Origin of the sequence: Pseudomonas cichorii (assembly GCF_003700275.1) — a bacterium.
GTDB lineage: Bacteria > Pseudomonadota > Gammaproteobacteria > Pseudomonadales > Pseudomonadaceae > Aquipseudomonas > Aquipseudomonas cichorii_B.
Genome location: NZ_RBRE01000029.1, coordinates 1 through 2,532 on the forward strand (window position 1 = coordinate 1; position 2,532 = coordinate 2,532).

Below are 2,532 nucleotides of genomic sequence, written 5' to 3' on the forward strand. Positions count from 1 at the left end.
AAAAGTTGACCACTACAAGCGGAGCGCGCAGGCGTGCGGGATGTAAGCCCTAAGGGGCGAGACGCGGCTTGCCGTGGCTCGATTCACGACAGCCCTTCCGCCAGGGCGGCACGCCGCAAACATTCCCTGCGTCAGGGAAATTAAGGAGGCCGAATGTCCTACGATGAACTCCGCGAGCTTGAGAAAGTTAGGCGAAGAGCACTTTGGGCGCTCGCCAGCCTCCATCCCGGTAGTCCGGACGCATCAGAACCCATTGCCATCCTGGATCACCTCGACGTACAAGAGCAGAGCAGCCCACCCTCAACCGGCACACCAATCGGTCTCAAAGAAGTGCGTCACTCTGTCCAAGCCCAGCACCATCACTCAGGCATCGACATCGTCCTGGAACACGACATACCCCAACCATGGAGGGAACGCTTCCTCCAAGCTAGTATCGGGTCAACCAGACTTGCTGATGGGCCATACGCCACCGACTGGGAGAAGTTTCTAGACGAGTGGGAGCGTGAGATGCAGCACCTGCACAATCACCGAGTAGCGCAGGCAGCTCGCTGCTAAATCGACTGGTTCGGCGTAGCGGAATCGCAACCTTCTAACAGGAGCAGCAGGATGGAACGGCCTTCGTTCTTTATCGATTTCGAGGCATCAGGCATAGCACCGGATAGCTATCCTATAGAAGTTGCTGTCGTATCGAGTGAGGCCTCCTACAGCTCGCTGATCATGCCGGCACGTTACTGGACGTACTGGTCGTTCGATGCGCAAGACATGCATGGTCTCAGTCAGGATCAATTGCGTGAGCAAGGTGATACCCCAGGTGCTGTGGCGAGACAAATGAATCAGCTGTTTTCAGGGCAGGTGCTTTGCAGCGATTCACCTCAAGACGTGTTTTGGTTCGACGTCCTTTATGAGGCAGCAGATCTGAGACCTACCTTCGAGTTGAAGCCTTTGGAGGTATTTTTGGGCCGCGAGGCGGCTAGTGACATTTATCGCCTAATGCCAACAACTAGGCACCACCGAGCTTTGAATGACGCAACTGCTTTGATGTACGCCTGTCGTGCTTTTTTCGAAGCTTGAACTATCAAAGGCGTGGATACCTCTGCTTCAACAAAGCAATGGGCCCATTGAGCTTTGGATCTGGCTCAGCCTGAGTGTCCGCTCGAACCGAAGGCAGGTGTTCACGCGGCTAAATAGCACGGTAAGCGTAGCGCGCAGGCGAGTGGGATGGAAGCCCGAAGCGCCGAGGCCGGCGCTTGCGCCAAGGCTCGGTTTACGACAGCCCCTCCCCGAAGGGCCACGCACCAAACGCCAGGCCGTATGAACTGGAGACGAAGAACATTCTGCGAGGATGTGCCGATGGGAATGAAGAGCGATGACGACACAGTGTACTGCGACGTTCAAATGCCCTTAGCTCAGGGTAAGGAGCTGCTGCATTTGTTGAGCACACTCCGGAAGTCAAATACCCATCCGACTCTGAACAGGGTCTTTGAGCAAATGCAGTACGAGCTCAGCACGTCGATTGATATAGTCAAAAATCCGCCGACTTGGGGCCTTTGGCGCGAATGATTCCCTCATCACGGTGTTTCTAGCCAATAGCAAAGCCGCTATATGACGTCGAGGGTTGGATTTCGAAAAATTTATTTCTGGCGTCTATGGTCGGCATGGATGTGCGCAGGAATAGCGTCACTTTTTGGCCATCTACCAGGAGGTTAAAATAGGGTTCGCTCGACCTTACCCTAACCCGGATTTGTGCTCTGTTAGCACCATTGGAAAATTTGCTGAACGTTTTGATATAGAACGAGCCGTTAAATAAGTTAACCGATGCAGTTCCAAAAAAAATGGTATTGCTCCAGTTTACTGAGTTGACATCCTCCCCAGCGTGACTCAACGGAACGAATGCATCAAAGTAATTGAGCGGCTCATTTTCTATATAGAGCTGATGCTCGACTCGTTCGTTCATGCTCAAAATTCTCCAAGCATCGACAACTTCCTGTAGCGTGCCTGGGTGGATTGCTGGAGAGCTCTGAACTTGTTGAGCAAGCGCAAGCATTTGTGCTCGCGTAGGCATGGCCTTTTTTTTCGTAGTAGGAACTGCGCCTAAGTGGCTTGGGATTATCGTGGGTGCTACTGCCATTGCAACTTTTTTTTGCTCTCCCTGTACATTGGAGTTCTCAATGGATTCCTTTTCATTCTTACATCCCGTGACATGCCTGTTTGGTGCCCTAAAAAATTTGTTGTTCCTTTGCGCTGGGACGACCTTTTCCAAGCAGTTCTGCTCAGGACAAAAATAATAGAATGTGGAGTTGTCTTTTGCGTACTCTGCCGACACGTTGGCGCCCACCTCCCAGCACACTGCGGTGGTCATTAATTCAGAGCTCATATTTCATATTCCCTCATTAGTCCGAGAACTCATCCTATCCACAGTGATGGCCCATGACTATCTGTGGTTTTCATCTTGTCCTGAGACCAGTGGCGACGGCGGTGGGGCCTGATCGCGAATGACGACAGGCTACCTATGGTAACCGTCCGGCCAAGTCA

3 protein-coding genes are annotated in these 2,532 nt (G+C 52.4%); 2 read left to right on the forward strand and 1 reads right to left on the reverse strand.

What is annotated here, in order from left to right; genetic code table 11:
- The first annotated feature begins 606 nt into the window (after nt 1-606).
- Nucleotides 607-1,071: a hypothetical protein gene (locus tag ALQ04_RS07155; protein WP_099491053.1), complete on the forward strand. Its 465-nt coding sequence runs from the start codon at nt 607-609 to the stop codon at nt 1,069-1,071.
- A gap of 279 nt (nt 1,072-1,350) precedes the next feature.
- On the forward strand, nt 1,351-1,560 hold the full coding sequence (locus ALQ04_RS27180; RefSeq protein ID WP_081028628.1) for a hypothetical protein: 210 nt from the start codon (nt 1,351-1,353) through the stop codon (nt 1,558-1,560).
- A 19-nt stretch (nt 1,561-1,579) separates the two neighbouring features.
- Here ALQ04_RS27180 and ALQ04_RS07165 read toward each other — a convergent pair whose 3' ends face one another.
- A complete protein-coding gene (locus ALQ04_RS07165) occupies nt 1,580-2,374 on the reverse strand; it encodes a hypothetical protein (protein ID WP_057429679.1) in 795 nt (264 codons plus the stop codon).
- Between the last annotated feature and the right edge of the window lie 158 nt (nt 2,375-2,532).